Below are 25764 nucleotides of genomic sequence, written 5' to 3'. Positions count from 1 at the left end.
GACCCCTCACGAGGCCAAAATCTTTCGTAAATGGTTGACTTTACACTCTGAGGGGTTCTATCATCTGGCCCTAATTCTCTAGCTGCACTACTTGTCTTGAACACAAAGGGCCGGTGCGATGACGATTTTTGGAATTCGTCTGAGGAATCTTCGCAAGCAAAAAATTCGCAAGCTTTTGTTGGAACAGTTCGAGCCACGAGTGGTCTTGGCACACGGAGTTCTCTCCGAAGACGGCAACAACTTCAGGACGGCGCTGGTGGCAGAGGGTGATGGACCTCTATTGCCCAGCGCGAACTTTCCGCCGTTGGGAACGACTAGCGTCAAGCAGAATGTCACTGAGAACATGGCTAACACGCTGGCGGTTTCTGACTTTGGATTCAGTGATCCCAACGAAGTGCCCTCTCCAAACAGTTTCGTCTCGATCATCATTCAATCGTTGCCTGCCTATCAAGGATACGAAGGCGGCTCGATCCTCTTCAACAATGCGCCGGTAATCGTGGGGCAAGAAATCACGGTTACCGACATTCAGTTGGGCAAGCTGAAGTTCCAACCCACGGCCACGGCGTTTGACACAACCAAGCCCCATCGCAACTACTTGAATTTTCTCGATGTCGACCACAACGGGATTATCGACTCCAACGATGCATCCGCTCTGTCATCGCGAATCAGTTCAGGGATGGGGCTGCCAACCACACCGCCTCCACCGAATCCTACGACCACGGTGGATGCAAATCGCTATTTCGATGTCAATGGAGATAATGCGTTGACGTCGGCTGACTTGACAGTCGTCAACGCATATCTGTCGAGCGTGGGTAGCGGCTATGCCAAACGCCCGTTTGCCTTCAAGGTAAAAGATTCGGGAGCAAGCAACAACGTTGCGACGCAGCAGAACTTTCTGTCCTTCCGCCTGGTAGTAGCTACCACCAATAGCGCACCAGCTTTGGCCGATACTAATCTGTCGCTGACTGTACCTGAAGATGCGGCAGTCCCAGGCGGCGCGGTCGGTTCCTTAATCAGCACTTTTGCCGGCGGTATCACCGATGCCAATGCGGGCGCGCTCAAAGGACTGGCATTGGTCGGCAGTGTTCAAACGAACGGGCAGTGGTACTACACCACCAATGCTGGTTCGACTTGGACACTCCTGGGAACAGTATCGACCACTTCTGCCCGGCTGTTGGAGGATAACTCGTCCACGCGGTTGTACTTCAAGCCTAATGCAAACTACAACGGTACGATCTCCAATGCACTGACTGTACGGGCTTGGGATCGTACCAGCGGCACTGGCGGCGGACTGGGTAACACGACGGTCAATGGCGGCACCAGTGCGTACAGTTCCGCAACCGATGTCATCAGCGTTGTGGTCACGCCGGTCAACGACGCGCCTGTACTAGGTGATACACCGCTCACGTTGACGACCAGTGAGGATGCTCCGGTTCCTACCGGTGCCGTCGGTAGTTTAATCAGTTCCTTTACCGGAGGCATTAGCGACGTCGACGCTGGCGCTCTGAAAGGTATCGCAGTCACTGGAACCAGCGGTTATGGCAGTTGGTATTATTCGCTCAACGGTGGCAGTTCATGGACCCTGCTCAGCGCAGCCTACGCGGGTACTGGATTGCTGCTGGCCAGTAACACGCAGACCCGGCTATATTACAAACCAGTCTCAAACTACAACGGTACGCTTGCCAATGCGCTGACATTCGTGGCTTGGGACCAAACCGTGGGTACTGCAGGCATGCTCGCCAGCATCAGTCCCCAGGGCGGCTCTTCAGCCTACAGCCTGGCATCGGATCGTATCGATGTGATTGTCAACAATCAAAACGATGCGCCTTTGCTGACCTCCGCCTACCCCGTCACGTATACCTTCACCGAAGATGATCCGGTTCCGACTGGCACAGTGGGTATACCCATCAGCCTACTGACCACCGGAATATCTGATCCGGATGTGGGCGCGGTTAAAGGCGTCGCCATTCAGGCGACCGATGAAACCAAGGGGCAGTGGTATTACACGCTCAACAGTGGTGCCCAGTGGAACCCGGTCGGAGCGGTCAGCAATACTTCATCCTTGCTCCTACAGGACAACACACAGACCAGAATCTACTTCAAACCCAATACGAACGTCGACATCTCCGTCAATAGTGCTCTGACCTATCGAGCTTGGGATCAGACCAGCGGCGTCAGCGGTTCTAAGGTGTCGACTGCGGTCAATGGCGGTACCACGGCATTCAGCACAGGCACCAACTTGGTTCACTTGAATGCTAACGCAATCAATGATGCGCCCGTGGTAGTCGCAACGACTCAGACGTTGCAATTCAGCGAAGACAACGACATTCCATATGGTGACGATGGCTATCTGGTCAGTCAGCTGGTCAGTGGAGTCACTGACGTCGACGCCGGTGCACAGTTGGGAATCGCGATTACCTGGTTGGGCACAAGTCATGGTACTTGGTACTACCAGAATGGCAGCTACTGGCAGACCCTTTCGAACGTCTCGGAGACCTCTGCGCTGCTGCTGCCTTCGACGGCGCGCTTGTACTTCCGTCCCAATCCATTCACGAATTCCACACCCTTCCCGGGAATGAAGTTTCGTGCCTGGGATCGGACCTGGGGTTACCCCGGTGGTTTGGCCAATCCTGGAGCCGGTGGAGGAACTTCGGCATTCAGTAGCCAGGTTGCCACCATTGAAATTGAGATCGTACCGGTTAACGATGCACCAGAGCTAAATAGTTATGGAGCGACCAGCATTCCTTTAAGCGTCGATGAAGATGCACCGGAGCCGACCGGCGCGGTCGGTTATCCGATCTCAGTGTTTGTGACCTCAGTAACCGATCTTGATCCCAATCCACTCAAGGGCATCGCAATCTATACGACCAACGAAAGTTATGGCCAGTGGTACTTCACGCTCAATGGAGGGCAGACATGGACTCTGGTCAACACCGTCTCCGAAACCCAATCGTTGCTACTGGCAGATGATGGGCAATCGCGAATCTACTTTCGTCCCACCGCTAACTACAGCGGCGACATGGGAATTGGTTTTGCATTTCGAGCCTGGGATCGTACCAGCGGGACCAACGGGACCAAAGCCTCGTCTTTGATCAATGGAGGTACAACCGCTTTTAGTGTCGATACTGCGGCAGTACGAGTCCAAGTAATGCCCGTTAACGATGCTCCGACTCTCACCGACACAGCGCTGACCATTACGATCACGACCGATGCCAACCCACCAGTCGGGAAAATGGGGGTCCCTGTGACCCTGTTGACTGGCGGTGCGCAGGACATCGATGCAGCGGCACTGAAGGGCATAGCGATCGTTGGCAGTCAGGAGACCAATGGAGTGTGGTACTTCAGCCTCAATGGCGGAACTAATTGGACGCCAGTGGGAACTGTCAGCGATCAGTCGGCATTACTGATCGGTCATAGCGCGAACCATCGCCTGTACTTTGCTCGGAGTGGAACCTTCAGCGGAACATCCATTGCTGCTCTGACACTGCGTGCTTGGGATCAAACATCTGGCAAGAGCGGTAACCGTGTTAGCGTGATTCCCAACGGCGGTTCGACACCGTTCAGCACGGATACCGACAGCGTCGACGTCATCGTCAACATCCAACCTCCCACTTTCAGTGCTCAACCCGAAAACATTGATGTCATCGACGACATCAGTTGGACTGGAGTGGTGGCGACCTTTATCGATCCCAATCCGCTGCCACTGGGTAGCTACCAGGCAACGATACAATGGAATGGTGCAGTTGATTACTATGGACAAGGAACAACATCTGGAACCATTCAGGCGTTGGGTGGTGGCAATTTTGTCGTTAAAGGAACTCACACCTACAACCTGGAAGAGAATACGTCGGCCACTGTCACAATCACGCGAACTGGTGGTACAAGCATCCAGACGATCAGTCCTGTCAAGGTTTTCGCAGCCAAAACGATTTACGCCAGCGCTAATACTGAGATTCGCCAAGGTGAACTGACCACGGTCGTCCTCAATTCGTCTTGGGGGAACTACGAATACAATTCGCCCAGCGATTACACGGTCACTGTCGATTGGGGTGATGGAAGTGGGTCGACCACGCAAGGTATTTCATGGCAATGGACTTCTTCGGACAATTATTGGTACGGTGGTAACTCGCAGCGCTATAGCGTCGTAGGTTCGCACACTTATCTGACCCCGGGCGAGTATGAAGTCACCACCACCATCACGCCAATTGGAAACCTGACCGACGATGCCACTTACCTTCCGTATCGCGGCAACAGCTACACACAGGTCAAGATTGTCCCTCAAACGCTTTCAATGACCGCTGGTACAGTTGATGCTGTAGATGATGTGCAGTGGTCGGGAATCGTTGCGACTTTTACGGATTCTGAATCGGGCGTAGCCAGCGATTACACGGCCACGATTGACTGGGGCGATGGAACCAGTGGCTACGGCAACGTCGGTACGATTGAATCCCTTGGCAACGGAACCTATGCGGTACGCGGTACGCATACTTACCAGCGTGAAATCAACCCAACTTTCTCAGTTCTTGTGAGCCGAAAGGAAGGGGCTTCCAGAAGCGTGCAGGGCCTGGCCAAGGTCCATGGGGCTGAGCAAATTTTTGCTACGGCCAATCTGACTACCTCGCAAGTTGTGTTGACGACTGTAGAGTTGGCCAGCAACTATTACTATGGAAACGAATTCACTTTGCCTGAAGACTACACGGTGACGGTGGATTGGGGCGACGGTACGCCGCCTACGACGGACGTGGTCTGGCAAGCCGACAACGACGGCTACTATTACTACTATGGAAACAGCCGCTACAAGATTCTCGCCGAGCATTCGTACACGACTCCCGGTGATTACGAAGTTCGTACGACGTTCACGCCTGTCAATTCCAGTCTTTTGGATGAACCATACAGCGGGCAACACCGCGGTTACAGCTTGACCAAGGTCAAGGTAGTCAACCAAACGCTGACTGCAACTCCAGCGACGATTGAAGCCATCGACGACCTTGCCTGGTCGGGCACTGTTGCAACTTTCTTCGACTCGGCTCCTGGGGATCTATCCGACTACACCGCAACAATTAAATGGGGTGATCAGGCCTACAACTACACGACTACCGGCATCATCGTTTCGCTAGGTAACAGCAATTATGCGGTCCGGGGCAACATCACCTATTATCGCGAGGCTGACCTGAATGCTTCGGTGACGATTCGCAAAAAGCAAGGCTCTTCTATCCAAACGACCTCTCCAGTGAAGGTCTATGGAGCGGCGACGATCTATGCTAGCGCGGGCTACGAACTGCTCGGCCCAGAACTGACGACCGTAGAGTTGGTCAACGACTATTACTACTACGGCGATAATATGGGCACTCCGCAGGCTTACACGGTCACCGTTGATTGGGGCGATGGTACGCCTCAGTCAACTACGACTAACGTTACTTGGGATGCAATAGGTGGTGGTGGATACGGCTACTATGGTGGCTCGATTCGTTATCGCTTGAAGGCCAATCATATTTACCAAGAACCAGGTGATTACGTCGTTCGCACGACCATCACGCCTGCTAACAATCAGTTACAAGATGAACAGGCATATACACAGCATCGTGGCTACAGTTTGACCAAGGTGAAGGTAGTTCCTCAAACGTTGTCGGTAACTCCTGCCATGGTCGAAGCGGTAGACGAAAAATCCTGGAGTGGGATCGTGGCTTCGTTCTCCGACACTCTGGCGGGCAATCCTAGCGATTACATTGCGACAATCGACTGGGATGATTGGTCCAACGGATACTACTCCAACTCGACAACTGGCTCGGTAGAGTCGCTCGGCAATGGCAATTTCAACGTTCGAGCCTCGCGAGTCTTTTACCGTGAAACCGATCTGAATGCTAAAGTCACGATCCGCCGCATTGAAGGCGCGACTATCCAAACGCTCACGCCAACCAAAGTTTACGGTGCCGAACGAATCTTTGCAGCTGTTGGTACCGAGCTGCACCGGGCGGATTTGACGACCATCGAGCTTCAATCCGACTATTACTACTATTACGGCAACAACTCCAGCCCTGGTGATTACACAGTGACCGTGGATTGGGGTGATGGTTCTCCAGTGACTACGGATGTCGAGTGGGAACCGGTTTCAGGCGGTTACTACAGTTACACCTATGGCAACTATTCGAACTTCTATCGCATTCGAGCCAACCATACTTATCAGGCTGCTGGCGAGTACACGATTCGAACAACGTTTGCTCCGGTCAACTCTTCGCTGATGGATGAAACCGTCTCGATGGCCCACCGCGGTTACAGCTTGACCAAAGTCAAGGTCGTACCGCAAACGTTGTCCTTCTCTCCCGCCACGATCGAAGCGGTCGATGATGAAGCATGGACCGGAGTCGTGGCCCGCTTCTCTGATTCACAAGCTGCCGTCGCCAGCGAGTATGTTGCGACGATCAATTGGATGGGTAGCGATAACGTCGCATACAATCGGACCGGTCAAGTCATTGCTTTGGGGGGCGGGAATTTCGAGGTGCGCGGGTCTTATACCTACAATTTTGAGGACGACCCCGGCGTCAGCGTGCTGATCGCAAAAAAGAACGGCCCTTCCATTTATGGCACCTCTAACGCCAAGGTCTACGGTGCGAGAAAGCAATTCGGCAGCACCAACACGGAGATGATCCGCGCCGAGCTGACCACTATCGTGTTGCAGAACGATTATTGGTCTTATCCATCTAATCCCCTGGGCTTGCCAAGCGGATACAACGTAACGGTCGACTGGGGGGACAACTCGCCACTGACCACTGACGTCGAGTGGGAGATCATTCCGGACAACTATGGCTACTGGCAATACGGCAACACACGGTATCGTTTGCGAGCCAATCACACGTACGCGCTAGCCGGCGAGTATGAAGTTCGAACGACAATTACTCCCGTCAATAGCCTACTAGTCGAGGATTCTGCCTGGCAATCGCACCGAGGCTTCAGCAAAACGAAGATCAAGGTCGTTCCTCAAACCCTGACGGCCTCGGCCATGCCCATTAGCGCGGTGGATGACGAGGCCTGGTCAGGCATCGTGGCAAACTTTACGGACTCGGATCCGCAGCCCCTCACCCAGTATCGTGCCACAATCGAATGGGGTGATAGTACTTACATCACTTCCGGGACCATCGAATCGTTGGGTAATGGAGCCTTCTCCGTCCGCGCTAACCACTTGTTCAATCGCGAAACCAGCCCGCAGGTCGTCGTGACGATCAATCGTCTTGAGGGTCCGACTATTCAGACTTCGACGATCGCCAAGATCTATGGGGCTCGCCAGATCTTTGTGGGTGTGGGCAGCGAATTGTCACGCGCCGAACTGACCTCGGTCGAGTTGCTGTATGGAGGATACTACTACGGAGATTGGGGCAGCGGAAACAATCCGGCCGACTACCAGGTAACGGTGAACTGGGGTGACGGCTCTGCCCTGACAACGACGCCAGACGTGGAATGGGAAAGCACCTATAGCTACATTAATTACAACTCGGCTCGGTACAAAATTCGCGCCAGTCACACTTATACAACTGTCGGAGATTACGAGGTTCGAACGACCTTCTCGCCTGTCAACGCATCGCTGATCGATGATGGCACTTATACCGAGCATCGTGGTTTCAGTTTGACTCGCGTTAAAGTAGTACCTCAAACCCTGGCCATTACGACTCAACCCATTCATGTCATCGATGACATCACGTGGTCGGGTACCGTCGCAACGTTCACCGATTCCGCGCCCAGCCCATTGACCGATTATCGCGCGACGATCACTTGGGGCGACTCTTCCTATGCTTCTGAATCCTGGGGCGTTGTGGAGTCGCTGGGCAATGGCAAGTTCGCGGTGCGTGGTTCGCATGCTTATCAAACTGAATCCGACTTGACTGCCCGAGTCTTAGTCAGCAAGGTCGAGGGACCAGCGATTTCTGCGACAGCGCCAGTAAAAGTGTACGGGGCTAATCGGATCGTAGCCACTTCAGGCACTCCCTTATCTTCGGTTGAACTGACCAGCGTCGTCTTGAGCGACAATTATTCGTGGTACGGAAACAACGTTTCTCCCGCCTCCTACTCAGTTAAAGTTGACTGGGGAGATGGTTCACCCGTCGAAACCGATACCGTCACCTGGGAGTGGGTCAGTTATGGGAGCGGTTACAACCAGAATCGATATCGGATTCGCGGAAACCACACTTACACGATCGCAGGCGAGTACCAGGTTCGCGTGACTTTTACTCCCGTCGATACGGAACTGATCGACACACAACTGATCGACGATACTTCAAATGTTCAACATCGCGGCTACAGCTTGACCCAGGTCAAGGTTGTCGACCAGACCCTGGCGATCACTCCGGGAGTCATCCTGGCAGTGGACGATGAGTATTGGAGCGGGGTCGTCGCTACGTTCACCGATTCACTGCCAGGCACCGCCACGGATTACGTGGCGACCGTCGACTGGGGTGGTAATTCCTCGGGTAGTGGTCTGCTTGGCGGAGGTGTCTCGATCCAGGCTCTAGGCAACAATCAGTTTGGGGTCCGCGCCACCAACACGTTTAATCGTGAGTTCGACCCTACGGTCAAGGTGACGGTGTCCAGAATTGAAGGGGCCACCGTTCAGACGGCCATTCAAGCCAAGATTTTCGGGGCACCACAGATCACCGCCAGCGCGACGACCGAAACCGATATGGTCGCGTTGACAAGCATTGAATTGCAGGGGACGCTGCCGTCGGACTACTCGGTAACTGTGGATTGGGGTGACGGCACCTCCAGTACCAACAACGTGCAGTGGGAATGGGTTAGCGGCGGCTGGTCTTTTGGTACGAACACCGGTCGTTATCGAATCAAATCACAACACATTTATGCAGTCGCTGGCGATTACGAAGTTCGAACCACCTTTACTCCCAATCACTCCAACCTTCGCGATGAAATCGCCGGTGTGCCCCATCGTGGTTTTAGTTTGACACGTGCCAAAGTCATTGAGCAGACACTGATCGCTCAACCCAAACCGATCGATACAGTCGACGACATCAATTGGTCGGGCTTGGTCGCCACCTTTAGCGATCGCCTATCCGGCAACCCGAACAACTACCAGGCCATCATTGACTGGGGTGATGGCACGCCCAACTCCAATGGAACGATAGAGGTCGTAAACGCCAACACCTTCGGCGTGCGCGGCTACCATACCTTCTTCAAGGAAGCCAATCCTAATGTCAAGGTAACGATCACGCGCTTGCAAGGCTCGACCGTCAAGACCACTCAGGTTGCCAACGTCTACGGTGCCAAACCGATCTTTGGGACTTCAGGACATCCGATTTCGCGAGCGGAGTTGACAACAATTGAATTGTTCGAGCCAGTTGGTACGCCTCCGTGGTCCGGTGTGAACTCAGGTTCCTACACAGTTACGGTCAATTGGGGTGACGGCTCTCCGCTGCAGACAACTGGGATCGAGTGGGAAAACATGTCCACTCGCTACACGGCTGCTGGAACCTACACGCGGTATCGCTTAAGAGCCAGCCATACTTATGCGACGAACGCGGATTTTGAAGTTCGTACCAGTTTCTCGCCAGTGAACAGCCAGCTGATTGATGACAACGCTACCGGTACGCTTAATCATCGCGGCTTTAGCATCACGCGCTCTTCGACAATCGCGTTGTTGGGAGTCGACGACAATATCCAACTGCTTGATAGCTTGCCATATACCACGGCGGTATCGATACTGGCGAACGACGTTGATAGGACAGGTATGTCAACACCTGACCAGTTCACGGCGACTCTGCACAGTTCGCCCTCGCATGGAACGCTGCGTCTGGCAAGCAACGGTCACTTCACGTACACACCCGATGCCACGTTCCAGGGTAGTGATGAGTTCCAGTACTTGGCCCACAGCCCACTATTTGCCAGCGAACCGGTGACCGTGCGATTTGCGGCCACGCCGCGCGGCGTCCCTCAAGTGCGTACCATTCTGGAAGACGGAAGCTATACCTTCAGCACGGCTGATTTTCCCAACGTCTACGCTTCGCCGCGATTCCCCACTGAGGGTATTGTGATTCGCACGCCGCCAACGATGACGGATGGGTCGTTGTTTATCAACGAGCGAGTCGTACAACCGGGCGCATTCATTCCACTGGCAGATCTTACAGAACTGAGGTTCGTCGCAGCCAAGAATCGAGCGGGCGATGGCCTAGGGACATTTTCTTACCAGCTGCGAGATATCGGTGGCACAACTGATGGTCGGCTGGACACAGATCCCCAGCCCCGGGATTTTGCATTCAATGTGACCGCTATCAATGATGCGCCAGGTGGTTTGAATGCCGCGCGTACAATTCGCAAAGATCAGTCGTATCAGTTCGCTGCAGGTGATTTCGCTTTGGTCGACTTGTTGGACAGTCCTGCTCATTCGCTGACAGAAGTCATCATCGACACACTTCCCGCGGTCGCCGACGGTACCTTGAAACTTGGCGTTACCAATGTCACCGCAGGGCAAGTTGTCTCGGCGGCTCAGGTCAGCCAATTAACCTTCGTACCAGCAACGGGACGTACTGGCTCAAATATCGGGTCGTTTACGTTCCGTGTCCGAGACAACGGCGGTACTGCCAACGGCGGTCTGGATATCAGCCAGTCGCCGAGCCAATTCACTTTCCACATTCACCAACCTGGACAGCAACTGTACCTTGCAGAAGATCAATCGCTTAGTTTTCATGACGGATTGTTCGACTTCCAAGCCGTTGCCAATAACCCGACCCGTTTACTTAAGTCGGTATTGATCAAGACCATTCCCGATCCCAAGGTAGCTCAGTTACTGTTGAACGGACAATCGGTCGCGCCCGCACAGGAAATCCTGGTTGCCGATCTGCCGTCACTAATCGTCAAGCCCGCCCGGGATTTGAATGGTGTCAACCTGTCTACCGTGGATGTCCAGTTCCGCGATGATGGTGGCACGCTTGATAACCGTAGCGACTTGTATCAGGTGGTCCAAAAGTTGACCATCAACATCGCGCCGGTGAATGACGCACCGACATCCAGCAATCAGATTCGCGATCTAGCGCTCGGCAAGCCGTTTAGCTTTACTGCGGATGATTTTCCAGTGATTGATGTACGCGATAATCCTGGCAACCAGCTGAAGTCGATTACCCTGAAGACGGTTCCCGATCCCAGGGATGGAATGTTAGCCCTAGCGGGGACTCCCGTTGTTGCTGGGACCACTATTACCAAAAATCAATTGACTGCCTTGCGCTTTGTACCCTCATCGACTTTGACCGCTGGCGGGATCCGAGGTCTATTCAGCTATCTCGTTTCCGACGATGGTGGCAGCAGCAACGGTGCCTTGGACACCGCTAGCGAACCTGCGGAGTTCGGTTTCGATGTTTACGATGTTCCAGCAACTCCAAGAAATGTTCGCGTGGTTGATTTGCAATCCGAGAGTCTGGAAATCGCTTGGGATGTAACTCGGTTTGCGAACGGTTACGAACTGCATTACCGCCAAGTGGCGACACCGGCTAATAACTGGACCGTGATCGCAATCACCAATCCCAGTTTACAGTCGGCGGTTATCTCGCAACTAACGGAAGGTAAGCAATACGAGTTTCGCCTGTCGGCCAAGAACGAGTTGGGCGAGTCTGCTCCAAGCAGTACTCAGACCGTCTATACACGACCCTGGGCTCCCACAAACTTTGCTCTATCGAACGTCACCAGCACTGCGATTGACCTGACATGGCGAGATCAATCCCAGAGCGAAACAGGCTATGTGATCGAGCGGTCGACATCGCTGCAAGGTCCTTGGTCGTTAGTTGCCAATGTCGCAAGCGGTGTGCAAACGTATAAGGTTTCCAGCCAATTCCTGCCCAGTACCAACCATTACTTCCGTGTGGCCGCGACTGCTGCTAGCACGCGCTCCGAGCCGGTCGTTAGCGGTGTTTTGATGCCCGCTTATCCGCAGATGCCGGGCTCGCTGATGGTCACCACGACGACCGACTCCTCCATGACCTTCACGTGGCAGGATGTGGCAACGGAACTCGGATACAAGATCCTCCGTAGCCCCAATGGTACTGATTGGACGCAGATTGCGGTTACTTTGGCTGACGTGGATACCTACACCGATACAGGATTGCAGGAGGGCACCAGCTATTCCTATCGAGTTGTCGCGCACAATGACCATGGCGAGTCATTGCCCAGTAACACGCTGTCAACTGTGACTTCGTTGAAAGCTCCGACACAGCTGACGGCGACGTTTGTCAACAGTTCAGAGCTCACCTTGAACTGGGTAGATCAGTCAAGTTTGGAGACTCATTACAACATCGAATACAAAGCGGGCAACTCAAATTGGAGTTGGGCACAGTCCACGCCGGCCAGTCCTTACTCATTAAAGGTTTCACTGCTTCCCAGTACCACCTATACGATTCGTGTCAAAGCGGTCAAGTCCTACTCAAGCGAGTCGCACTATGCGACCACGACTCTTCTGACGCCTGCATTTCCAGAGGTGCCTTCCAATCTCAATTCGGCGGCCACTCCCACCAGCGTGACACTGACTTGGAATGCGGTAAGTGGAGTAACCAGCTATCGTGTGCTGCGCGCCCTGAGCAGTTCATCGACATGGGACGTCGTAGGTACGACAACCAGCACCAGCATGACCGACACAGGTCTTACCGAGGCGACTGCATACCAGTATCGATTGATTGCAATCAACGCTTCTGGTGACTCGCCAACTGCGACTACCACTGCGCGGACAACTCTTCATAAACCAACTGGAGTGACTGCGACGTTCCTCAGCAACACATCGATTCGCATCGATTGGGTCGATCAATCCAACGCTGAGAATGGCTATGTGGTAGAACGCTCAACCAGCGCCGATGGACCTTGGGGTTATAGCTACGGATCGGCTAATCTCAACACGCTGACGATTACTGACAACTACTTGCCCGGAAAGACCTACCATTTCCGCGTTCGAGCCAATGGCTTTGGTGCCTACTCTGATTACGTGTCGACGACGCTGACGACCGGCAGTTACCCGTCGGCTCCTACTGCCCTGAACAGCCCTGAGTATCGAGATACCTCGGTCAAGTTGGTATGGACGGGTGTGGCCAATGCAGGCGGCTACCGAGTGCAGCGATCCGAGAACAGTGGGCAATCGTGGGGAACCATCGGCACAACTTCCGGCACTACCACCACGTACGATGATACTGCGAGACTGGAGGGTACGACGGTAATGTATCGAGTCGTGGCCTTCAATGCATCCGGTGAGTCGCTGCCGAGTAACTTACTGTCTTCGACGACCAAGCCCAAAGCCCCAGTTAATCTGGCGGCTGGGGCCATCTCCAGTACTTCCGTTAGTTTGACTTGGACGGATGTGTCAACGCGTGAAACAAACTACGAAGTAGGTTATGCGACCAGCAGCAATGGTCCGTGGACCTATCGATCCGCGGCGTCCAATGCGATTGGCTACACCCTCCAAGCTTCATTCCTGCCCTCGACTCAGTACTTCTTCCGCGTACGCGCGGTAGTGTGGTCGGTCAGTTCGGATCCCGCCTCGCTGACGTTGACCACGCCGGCATTTCCACTGGCACCGAGCAACCTCGCGGCATCGGTCATCACACCCACGTCGGTCACCCTGACCTGGACGACCGTGGCCAATGCCGCGAACTATCTGGTGCAGCGATCAAACAATGGTGGAGCGACCTGGGATAACGCAGGCCAGGTGGCGGGTAATGTCAGCAGCTTTACCGACGCAGGACGAAGCGAGGGCACCAGCTACAACTATCGCTTATTGGCCAGCAATGCGCAAGGATCCTCCAGTCCCAGCAACACGCTGGTTGTGACGACGCGTCTGAAGGCACCGACGCAGTTGCAGTTGACCTTTGTCAACAGTACCCAGCTAACTGCTACCTGGGTCGACCAATCAGCCGCCGAGACAGGTTATCGAGTGGAGTATTCCACATCGGCCAGCGGTCCTTGGACTGCGACTACGGCCCAAGGTACCTCGCATACCATCCAGGCATCTTTCCTGCCATCGACCACTTACTTTGTGCGCGTCAGTGCTTATCGAGCCTATGGGAGCGGTGACTCGACCTACGCAACGGCCAACCTCACCACACCAGCTTACCCGTCCGCACCTCAAGGCTTAGCCGTTGCCAGCGTCGGTGATGGAACGGTCGTCCTGACCTGGAATGCAGTTGCCAACGCAACCGGTTACAAGCTTCAGCGGCGGCTGGGTAGCGGAAATTGGGAAAGTGCCGGCGCGGTTTCCGCCGGAACGCTGACCTTCAGCGATACGCCAATTCTCGAAGGTCAAACGATTGCTTACCGCGTCATAGCTTCCAATGGATTGGGCGAGTCTGTGCCCAGCGACCTCGTAACGGCACAGACCAAATTGAAATCACCGAAAGTCTTGCTTGCTACCTTCCGCAGCGCAACGGCAATCGATTTCAGTTGGCTTGATAACTCGGCTCGTGAAACTAGCTATCGGCTCGAACAGGCGACCAACGCCAGCGGCCCCTGGACTTACTATACAGTACCCGCTAATGCCACTAGCTATACAGCGACGGGCCCATTTGCATCGGCAACGACCTACTACTTCCGAGTCACTGCGGTCAGTTATTCGGCAGCTTCGGAACCCGTAATGACTCAGCTGATGACACCAGCGTTTCCCGATGCGCCCAAGGGTTTAGTCGTTCATCAGACGACTGAGCACAGTGTCAAATTGCGTTGGGATGCATCCAACGGGGAATCGGTTTATCAGATTCAACGCACGCTCCACGGCGAAAGTAGTTGGGAGACCGTCGGCTTTGCTGGCGAGAACACCAACTTGTATGCAGACTATGGTCTGTTGGAAGGGACGCAATATCAGTATCGACTGTTCGCTACCAATGCCCATGGCCAATCCCAACCTGGTAACATCGTAACAGCCATGACCAGCCTGGCCGCGCCGACCGATCTTCAGGTCACCCAATTGCTGAGTGATACCTTGCGACTGACTTGGATTGACAACTCCAGTCGTGAAGCCGGGTTCAAGCTCGAGTACTCAGCAGACATTGAAGGCCCTTGGAGAACGGCCACCGTTGGACCGGATGTTCAGGCCTATGATTGGGTTGCCAGCTACCTGCCCAATACCGAATACTTCTTCCGCGTGCGGGCCACGTCGCAGTCGACGGCAGTTTCCGAAATGGCAACCGCTACGATTCGCACATCCAGCTATCCAGCGATACCCACGGGGCTCAAGAGTACGCAGGTTACGACTTCCTCCATCGGTCTGGCCTGGAACGATCAGGCTGGCGAAACCGGTTACCGTTTGCAGAAGAGTATCGACCGGGGTGACTCCTGGACAACACTGGTCGATCTTGCCGCCAACGTGACGCAATACACCGATTCGGGACTTGTCGAGGGGACCAACTACCAATATCGACTGATCGCCATCAACGGTGTGGGCCAATCGATACCGAGCAGCGTCTTTAGCACAATCACGCGGTTGAAGGCACCAACCAACCTGACTGCTTCCTTCAAGAACACTACAGAACTTGAGTTGAGCTGGCTGGATAACTCATCGCGTGAACAGAACTATCAGGTATTCGTGCTGCTCAATGGCAATCAAACGGCTTACGCTTCCGCGGCTGCGAATACGACTTCGTTGACGATCAGCGGAACTTTTATTCCTGACGCCACCTACACGATACGACTCTCGGCAAACACGTCGGCTGGCGCCGTATCCGACAATCTTGAAACCACTGCCCGCGTTCCGGCATATCCGCCCAAGCCAACAGGTGTCAGTGTGACTGGTACCACCGAATCGAGCGTCACGCTCGGATGGTTGGGAAATACACCGCCAACTGAGTATGTGATCGAACGCCTGGAAGGCAATGCCTGGGTCACTGCCGGCTCGGTTGCCGCTGGAGTCATCAGCTTTGTCGATGCTGCGCGCAACGAAGGGACCGACTATTCTTATCGCGTGGTGGCCATCAACGCGGTGGGCAGGTCCATTCCGTCGTCGACGGTATCCGGCAGCACGCGTCCCAAAGCTCCCAGCAATTTTGAAGCAGTTTATGTCCCCCGAGCTTCTATCAAGCTGAATTGGCAAGACAACTCTTCCATGGAGTCTTACTTCAGAATTCAGTACGCAACCAGCGCTGAAGGGCCTTGGACGTCGCTCAGTTCATGGGCCGACACTACAACCACTACCATCGAGCAGGGAATTCTCCCCAATACCCAGTACTTCTTCCGACTGCATGCCTATCGATTCAATGAATCGACACAGGTGACTGCCACAGTAACTACGCCTGCCTTCTTAACAGTTCCTGCAGAGTTAAAGGTTGACACAGCCGAAACGAACTCCCTTTCGCTCTCCTGGAAGTCGGTTCTCAATGCAACTCAGTATGTGGTGCAAAACAGGAATGCTCAAGGCGATTGGAACACGGTAGGAACTGTCAATGCCCCGACGCTAACCTTTGTGCACACTGGCCTGGAAGAGTCCACTTCGTACAGTTACCGCGTTCAAGCGGTCAATGCCACTGACGCATCGGGCTATAGCAACATCGCTACCCGCTCGACTAAGTTACTGGCCCCAACGCAGCTCACTGCGACCGCAGAAAGCAACACGGCGATTCGCCTGGACTGGGTGGACAACTCTACGCGCGAAGTATCTTACCAGGTTGAGTACTCCACACAATTGAACGGTAGCTACCAGACAATTGGGGCGACCGCCAACGCCAACTCATGGACCATCAACGCCAATTTCTTGCCAGATACGCTCTACTATTTCCGCGTCTCGGCCGTATCGAGCAATTCGGAAACTTCAACTGCGGCAACCACCACGCTACGAACGGTCGCTTTCCCTGCGAAACCGACGGGACTGGCGGCCGCAGTCACGACGGAAACCGACATCCCCCTGACCTGGGAAGCTGTTGCTAATGCTCAATCTTATCGCGTGGAACGCTCGACCACGGGGACAGACAACTGGTCGACCTTGGCGACCGTCAACGCGCCAAACACCACCTATCTCGATAGCGGGCATAGCGAAGGCGAACGATTCTGGTACCGAGTGGTGGCCATCAATCAATTGGGTTCTTCACTACCAAGCGATACCAAGAGCTTTACAACCAAGCCCGCAGCTCCTAGTGAGATCGAGGTGGTTGTGAACAGCTCGGCTACCTTGACTGCGACCTGGCTGGATAACTCAGCCCGCGAAACGGGCTTCGAAGTCGAAGTCGCAACCAACGCAGCGGGCCCTTGGACCAAGTACCGTACGAACAAGGATACGACCACGTACAAGGCAGGTGTCAGTCTTGCTCCCGATACCGAGTACTTCCTGCGCGTGCGCAGCGTCGGAACTGACTCGATTTCATCGGCTTTCGTTTCGACCAGTGTGACAACGGAGTCGGCACCCGCTGCGCCCACGGAACTGCGCTCAACTCCAGTGTCTTCGCGCTCAGCTTTGCTGACTTGGGTCGATAACGCCGACAATGAGCTCGAGTACCAGGTCTTCATGTCGATCGATGGTGGCCGCAACTTCAAGACGGTGGCTTCGCTGCAAGCCAACAGCGATCAATTCCTGATCGAAGATATGGACCTCGGAATCAATTACCAGTTCTATGTGCAAGCGAAAAATCTGTTTTGGTCGCCTAAGTCGAACATTATCGAATCCAAATCCGAAGTCATTCTTCCGGTAGGCATGCAGACGACAGCCGTTTCGTCGAGCAAGATCGAAGTCAGTTGGAGTCGGCTCAACGGAGATCGCAGCAGGATCCAGGTGCAGATGCTGGAATCCTCTGATACTGGTCCAGTCGTCACCGACTATGGCGTGCCCACGACTGGCAACAGCGTTGTGGTCAATGAACTTCAACCGGGAACTATCTACTTCTTCCGCTTGAAGGTACTAGTCGAAGGAGCCGAGCCGGAATTTACGCAGGTCTTTGGGGGCAAGACTCTCGAACTGTTGGTTCCGACGGACCTGACCGTGAGCCGATTGAGCAATACGACGGCCAGTTTGAGCTGGACCGAAAACGCCGTTGGAGAGAATGGCTATGTCGTCCAGGTTTCCCATGATGCTGGAGCAACTTTCCAAAATGCACTGTGGTTACCCGCCGGCACCTCCTCTGCTGCGTTGCCGAACCTAGTGCCTGGCTCGACGACTCAGGTGCGAGTTGTGGCTACAGAGTACTCCGATCGTTTATCCGTCGGCGACTCCGCAGCGTCCAATACGGTGATTCATACGACTAGCATGAATGCGCCCACCAACGTGCAATTGACCATCACCAACAACATGATCGATTTGAGTTGGGAGATGCCTGAGAGCGATGCCAGTTTGATTGTGTTGGAAGGATCGATGATGGGGTCGGTCTTTGTTGCCATCGGCCAGCCGGAAGTGGCGAGATCAGCTGCGATACCCACGATCCTTGGATACAACTATTTCCGCTTGCGAGTCTGGACGCCAGGAGGCAATGCCCCCTATTCGCCCGTGATCGCGGTTTCGCCCTCTGGATTGCTGGCACCGACGGACCTGGCAGCTACACTGATCTCGAATACGCAAGTGCGCTTGGATTGGCAAGACAACTCCAGCAACGAGACAGCCTTCAAGGTCCAGATTTCGCTCGATGCGGGAGTAACCTTCACCGATCGCGAAAGCGTGGCGATTAATGCGACCAGCTTGATCGTGAAGGAATTATCACCGGATAAGGACTATAGCTTCAGGATTGTAGCCGTCAGCAATACTTCCGAATCCGGCCCGACCAATAAAGTCTCGGTGACCACCTCAGCGACGGCACCAGCAGTTACGGCGGCTGGTTCGTCCATACGTAGTATCAAAGTCAGTTGGACATTCCCAGCGAACGATACCAGTACGGTGGATGTCGAACGGTCGGATGATGGCGGCGCAACCTACGTGTCTGTGGTCACCGATCAAGAAGGCGATGAGTACATCGACAGGGAGCTTGTTCCAGATACGAATTACAAGTACCGCGTGCGCGTCCATACGGCCGCTGGCAATGCGATATTCAGTGCACCGGTGGAAGCAACAACCGACATCATTCCCGCTCCCACTGGGTTGACGGCGACTTTCGTCCAGAACACGGCCGTCGGCTTGACTTGGAATGACAATGCCGATGTCGAGACTCGCCAATTGCTGGAAGTCTCACTCGATGGCGGAGCGACATTTGAGCCTGCTTACATTCTGCAGCCCAATGAACAGTCGGCTTTGATTATTGGATTGGAACCGGGTGCCGCTTACATGTTCCGCGTGTTAGCGCTCGAAAACCAGGACCGCTCCGATCCATCCAATGTCGTCACGGTAGCAACCACCCTCATACCGCCCATTCTCACCAACGCGGTTACGCTGTCGGAGACCGAGATCGTAGTCACTTGGCAACGCGTGACCAACGACTCCACCCCGGTAATGCTGCAGATCACCGAGCCTGATGGCAACACTTATATCTATGGTGGCGCCAGTCGTTACGATGAGATGATGCGGGTTACGGGACTTGAACCTGCGACGGTTTATACGTTTACCTTGATGGTGGCCTCCACGAGCGCGTACTCCAATTCGCTATCGAATCGGACCTTCAACGTCGCTCCGTACCGTCCGATGGGCTTCACGGCCGAGCTGGACTCCGACACCAGCGCAGTTCTCTCGTGGTCCGATACTGAACATGCCGTGTTGTACACGGTTGAGCAGATGGAAGAGGGTACCGATAACTGGGTCATGTTGGGATCGACCGGTGGACTGACTTGGAACGCCTCAGGGCTGAGCGTCGGTGGTTATACCTACGCGTACCGAGTAAAGGCGTACAACTCCGATGGCATGGGCTCACCTTCGTCGGAAGTTCAGAGTGTTGAAACTCCCAATCAGGCACCTGAGATAACCGATGTCACCGCCAGTCCTGAAGAAGTCGAATCGACCACCGCGCAGTTGAGTGTGACAGCACAGGATGATGGACGGCCTGACGATCTGATTTATTGGTGGACGCTGGACGAAGGACCCGAAGAGGCCAATCCGCTCTTTTCGGAGAATGGCACTAATCTCGCGGACAACACCACTGTGACTTTCGACATGGCAGGCGATTACAAGTTTTCGGTCGAAGTCAGCGATCGCAAAGGCGAGACGGCCGAATACAGCGTCAATGTAAAAGTCAAAGCCAAGATTACGGATTTTCATATCAATCAAGAGGGTCTGACTGTCTTCCCCAAGAAGACGAGAAAGTTCACCGTCAGCGCGTTGGATCAGTTTGATCAAGCCGTGGAGGTCAAGAACGTCGTATGGTCTGTGGTCAGTGGACCGGGCCAGATCAATAGCAGCGGCACTTACACCGCGCCAGAGGAGATATCTTCAACCACGCCATTTACGGTTAAGGCAACCTTTGAGACTAATTCTGCGACTTCAGCCAACACTCTTAAGAAGACCGAATCGGATGAAGAGACGCTCGGCTACCGCATTCCGCTGATGTATCCCGACAACGTGGATCTGGTTTCGGATAGTCTGACAGCCGACAACAAATACACCAAGGATTTCTTGCAGCACTTCCAGTGGAACGACGTAACCTCGACAATTCCCATGGGGGATGACTATACGGTCAAGTATACTTTCCGGCCTGGCGACCTGGTAAACGCCACTGGAGTTGACTTTGTAATCAGCATGGACGCATTTTGGAAAGTCGACGGCAGCTACTACGGTAGCGGCTACGGTTGGGGTTGGGGCTGGGGTTGGGGTGGTTGGGGCGGCTGGGGTTGGGGCAGCTACGGATGGTGGGGTGGTTGGGGCTGGGGCGGCTGGGGTTGGGGTTGGGGTTGGGGATACGAAAACGGCTATTCAACTACGAAAATTGAACTGTCGACCGGCCAATCCAAATACATGCACGAACTTCCATGGAATTGGTGGAATGACAGTCGACTTGCCAACGACGATCCGCGGAACTACGGAGGCGTTGCTAGTATCGACCTCAGTGCATTTGGGGTTCCGGAAGGTCAGACCGTCGAGTCGATCACGCTTGTTCAAGAATCGACCTATTGTGACACCTACACATGCCAGTTCTGGTTGCCAGCTGATAATCCGCACACGTACACCTGGGACTGGGGAGTTGGAGTTGCGGCGATTAGTCGTCCCATCTCGGTGGATTTGGACATCATTGACGATGGCACGGATATCCCCGAAGAAGAGGAAACGGGAATCGAAAGCGGTGAAAATGCGCGCGACTACGGGATACAGATCAGCGCGAACCTGGATGATGACAACAATAACAACCAGCCAGACTACTCCGATACTCCCAAGGACATCAACGACGATGAACTGGTGAAACTGCGTCTAAAGACCGAGGGAGTCGTTTCTTCTTCGACATCAGCCTTTGCCGAAAAAGTAAAGGTGCGAAAGGTCGGAGCCAATATCCGACTGTGGTGGGACAATGGAGGCACACTCTCTGAAGTTCTCGAATCCACAGAATTCGATCTGAACAGGGAGTACACGCTCTATGCAGAAGCGTCAGACACTTTAGACGAGACGATTTCCATCATTGCCGAATCGACTCGCTATGGTGGCACGCAATCCGGTGACGACGACTCCGTGCCTGGTGTTGATCGAGTCACTTTGGGTGCCGTGAATAACTTTACGCTCACGGTCTCACCACTGGTTGATGCCAACGATGGTATTGCTACCGCCATGGTTGTAGTGTCTGGCGATGAAGAGGAGTTAGCCGAGATCGAAGGTCAGAATGTTGAATTCATTCTGTACTACTCCAACGGAACCGACACGCAGGTCACAGCGCAAACTGCAGCTGACGCAAATCTGGAAGATGGTGTGGCGATGGCCGAGTTCAAGCTGCCTTCGCTGCAAATCGGTCGCCAGAACACCAACTACTACATCCAAGCCAGGTGGCGCGGCGAAAAGCTGAAGTCGAACAAGATCGAGGTCGTCCCTGGTGACGCCGAACGTGTAACGCTCAACGGCTACGTCCAACGTGGTACTCAGCGAATTCCACTCTCACAAATCAGCGATCTGGGCCTTTACCGCACTGGTTACTTTGGCGAACGCAGCCAGCTGTACGTCACGGCAGAAGTAACCGATCTCGCTGGTAACCCCGCTCCCGATGGCACAGAAGTCGCGTGGTCGTCTTACGAAGCATTCCCGAGCAACAAGTTCTACACAGGGCAAAAGGCAAACACTGAAACTGTCGGTGGCAAGGCGTGGACGTATGTTGAAGTTGACGACATTCCGCCGACAACCGTAATTCAAGCAGATGTGGGCGGTGTGATTGCCGACCTGCAGACCGACCAGGCCGTATACGCGATCCAGCTTACGGCGGCCTATGAAGGATTCTTCTCGAATACTCCTACTGCGGCTCCACGTATCGATATCCAGAGTCCCGAAAAGGTTATTCTGACCGCCAGAGTGTACAACACTCGCACGCTTCAGCCCGCGCCCGACGGTACACCGGTACATTGGCGCGATGCACGCGGCATGATCATGACCTCCGATGACAAAACCTACGGGGGACTCGCGCATGCCAAGATCTCGTTTGTCGGACGAGGGCTGATGGCTGGCGTCTCTGCGCTTGGAAACAACTTGGTGACGGTGGCCTCTGGCAAGGCGGGGGGCTCCGTGAATGTGCCGGTTTATGACTCCAAGCCGATCAACATGCGGCTGACCAACCCCAACATCGGTAGTTTGCCTGCCAATGCCACTCCCTATACGAACGCGGATGGCTTTGACGCAGCGTTGGTAAAACTGCGATCGCCCAAACTGGATGACAACTTCCAGTACATCGAGAGGACAGTCGAAGTCGCAGAAGGCGCATACTTGAGGATCGATGGACTTGATGACGGCGCGACATACCGAATTCGTTTGGAAAACAACGAACTGGGTTGGGTTTCGCTGGCGAGAAATGCAACACTGGCTGGTGTGGCACCTTCCACCAACACCTTCGAGTTTGTTGCACCGTCCACCGGCAAGAAGGATGTTCGAATCGACTCTACATTCTTGCAACGTCCTCAGAGTGCTGCCAACGTAAAGTTCATTCTTGAACGTTCAGGATTGACCAGTTGGTATAAGGTTTCCGATGTCAGCGGTGAAGGGACCATCACGGTTGGAACTGATATCAGCGCCAATACCCGAATGCTCCAGAGCACCCTGCTAATGTACGACGCGGTCGTTGGTGCGATCGCGGGCAGCAACGATCTGGATATTGGGCTGGCGGCAGATATCGGCGTAAGTCTGATTCCCGTGGTCGGGGTGTACTCGGATATTCGCGACTTGGGCAAGCAACTCTTTATCGGTGCTGCAAACCTGGCGGGCGTCAAAACGTTTGGCCAGTTTAGTTCCACCGATGCGCTGATCGCGGCTGCAGGCATTATCTCGGAAGCGTTCCCGCCAGTTGACTACTTGCTCGACGCTATGCGCGTCTCAAGAAAGCTCGTTAAGGTCTCAGCGAAGTTTGCCCCCTTGGCAATCTTGCTCGAACCTATCTTCGTGAGCGTCCTAGAGCAACTCTGGGATTCACTGACGGCGCCCAACCCAGCGGCCCCAGCGGCCCCAGCGGCATCGGGCCTAAAAGGACTAGGTGGCAAGGGCGCAGACTCCTTCGCACTTCGACCGGGACTAGCTGGTGCTGGCGGCGGCGCTGCAGGGGACTTTGCGTCGTTCCTGACGAGTGCCATTAAAGGCTTTAAAGCCGAAACCGCCAAGCACATTGGAAACTGGGTCCAGTTGCTTAAGTCTTGCATCACTAATCCTGAAAATCTCGATGTTTTGAAGAAAGTCTTTAACACGCCTGGTGGCTCCAGTGTCGCGCAGGCCCTTGATCGTCTAGTTGCTAAATTCCCGGACGAAAAGAAGCTAATGAAGGTCCTAGTGGAGGCCAGCGGCAAAGCAGCAAACGACCAAGACTTTATTCGTGGCCTTGTAGTTCTGGGCGATGCGCTCAAGGGCAACGACAGAGCGATGAAGGACTTTGCCGAGCGATTAGCTAACGATCCCGATGCGGCCGCAAAAGCCATCGCCAAGCTTGGGTCATTTGTGAGTCAGGCGGTTAGCAAACGAGGCAATCCACTTGCAGTCACTTTTCCAGATCTCAATAAGGCCCTCCAGAATGCGATCCAGTCTGGTGCATTGTCCAATCCGAAGTCATTGGCTGCATTTGCAACCGACTTGGAAGCTCTTGGGAAAGCTGCAACTGACGCTTCACAGATCAAACAAATAGTCAATAACTTGAGGAAAATGGCCAACCCTGGCACTTCAGCGGATAAAGCAGCGTCTCACGTAAAGGCACAAGTCTTAGAACTTCGGGGGATGGCCAAGCTGATTAAAGATAACCCCGGACGTGTCTTCGAACTGAATAAGAAAATGCCCCACAACATCAAGGGGAAACAAGCGTCAGATGCCGACGTATTCTCCCAGGTGATCACCAAAGATGGTGTGAACAAAATTGGTGCGGAAGCGAAGATTTCAAAGGCCGCTCTGAAGTCGACTAATCAGTTTGCCGATAAAATTCTGGCTTATAAAAAGAAGATTGGGCCCAATGGAACCTTTTACATGATCGTTCCAAAGCCTGGGACCTTAATGGACGACGCCAAGAAGTTTTTGGGTGATAAGATCAACGCTCTCCAAAAAACTGTGGACGAAGGTTCCCCAGCGGAAGCTGCCAAGGCCCGCAAGCAGATGAACAAGTTGAAGAGTGCCAAGAAGTACTTGGACAACGCTCAAGTCGTTATAGTTGACACACTGGATTGATGATGTTTGTACGAATCGAACTAGATGACCAAGACAATCTGGACAAGTCGATAAAGCAAGTTCAGTCTTGCTTTCAAAAAGTACCACAAGTGTATTTTCCACCCAAAGAGGTAAAGGGTGCGAAGTCCTTTGGTTTCAACTTCTTCAAGCTGGATACATTGCTTGATTGGGCTTCGATTTCCACTTGGTGCGATCTGGATACCGAACTGGGGGATGATCCAAATACATGTACGCTGATGGAGTCCCCGAAGTTGATCTCTGACTTAACAGATCACATAGACTTGATCGCCAAGTCGATTGCCCGGGAACTCGAGTTTCTCAATACCATCATGTACGAATTGCCCCAAGATGGAGGTGCGCTGGAACTGACGTTGAATAATGAGGGCGATCAGTTAGCGTGGACAATCGATCTCTCGTCAATCGATGAAAGTGAGCCTAAGGCTCTGAAGACGATGAAGAAGATTTGGGGACTTGCATTAAAGAAGTTCCCAGTGCTGAAGAAGGCCAAAGTCTCGTTCGAGGACGAGGTTGCTTTCGAGGTGAATGATCAATCCGAGGAGATTAGCGAGACCCACGGTGGAATTCAGCTGAATTTCGCGGGCAATACCGCGATCAAGTCAGCACTTGCGAAGTGCTATGAGTTGTCAGGTGAAATCAACGAATTAATCGAGCTGCAAAGTATTTTCATTTCACTTTGTGTCCCCGCAGAGGATGCACCTAAAGCTTCACAGAAGTTCCGCAAAAAGGATGGCTCAGGCGGAGTACATTTTGATGGTCGTTATCTGAAAACGTTTCACCCAGATCAGGTGCGAAAGGCGTTCCCGCAAGAAGGTTTCTGGCACTTGCCGATGTTTAGCGTTCAGCTAGGGACAAGAGACCAGGTCACGCCTGTCTTTCTGGTGCAAACGCCCAAAGAGCGATTTCTCGAACTGGACGTTTTCAACGATGCAATGTACAAGCAACTGATCAAGCAACTCAAGTCAAAAAGCGAGCTGAACACTTGGGATGGCCCCACCGAAGAACGCTGGGGACTGCACAAACTGAAGAAGAAAAAGTAGCGCTGGTTCGGCTCGACCCCAACTCGCCTC

General features: G+C 53.8%; 2 protein-coding genes. Both read left to right on the top strand.

Features of this window, described 5'->3' with window-relative positions:
- The first annotated feature begins 118 nt into the window (after window positions 1-118).
- Entirely contained in the window at window positions 119-24676 is a 24558-nt protein-coding gene (locus tag SH573x_RS12285) for a fibronectin type III domain-containing protein (protein ID WP_479355410.1), read from the top strand.
- Complete coding sequence (locus tag SH573x_RS12280; RefSeq protein WP_479355409.1) at window positions 24676-25734, top strand: hypothetical protein; 1059 nt, start codon at window positions 24676-24678, stop codon at window positions 25732-25734. Before SH573x_RS12285 ends, SH573x_RS12280 begins: the two co-directional genes overlap by 1 nt.
- The last annotated feature ends 30 nt before the right edge of the window (window positions 25735-25764 follow it).

It is taken from the genome of Rania fehmarnensis (genome assembly GCF_056494185.1).
This window is presented reverse-complemented; position numbering and strand designations above follow the sequence as displayed.